1 protein-coding gene is annotated in these 389 nt (G+C 61.2%); it reads left to right on the top strand.

What is annotated here, in order from left to right; all coding sequences use genetic code 11:
- Nucleotides 1–14: 14 nt before the first annotated feature.
- The coding region (locus AC0L20_RS40085) for a DUF3182 family protein (RefSeq protein WP_473295683.1) at nucleotides 15–389 on the top strand (375 nt) is incomplete at its 3' end.

Below are 389 nucleotides of genomic sequence, written 5' to 3'. Positions count from 1 at the left end.
GCCAAGGGGGACGCATGACCCCGATTTCACGTAAAAAACAGGTGGTCGCTCACTCAACCCGAGTCGACGCGCCCGAACATGAAGTCCAAACCAACCTCGCCCTGGCGCGATGGCTGGCGCAAATAATGGGGTTAAAATTCGGCGGCAGTTACGACCCGCACACACACGCTGGCCGCGATCTGTACCTGCGTCCCACACAAACCGTGGTGGGGACTGCCCAGGCACGGGCGCTGAATATCAAAGGCCCAGACGACCTGTGGGGGGGGTATGTCGATCACCCGTTCATCTGCACCAAAGCCATCAGTCACGGGCTGTTAGGCCCTGAAGCCAAGGCGCCAGAGGGTTGGTCGCCGCTGTTCAGTGAGCGCGTACGCGACGTCGTCCTCGAC

The organism is Bradyrhizobium sp. Kon58 (genome assembly GCF_055807455.1).
Note: the sequence above shows the minus strand (reverse complement) of the source record. Positions and strands in the feature narration are given on the sequence as shown.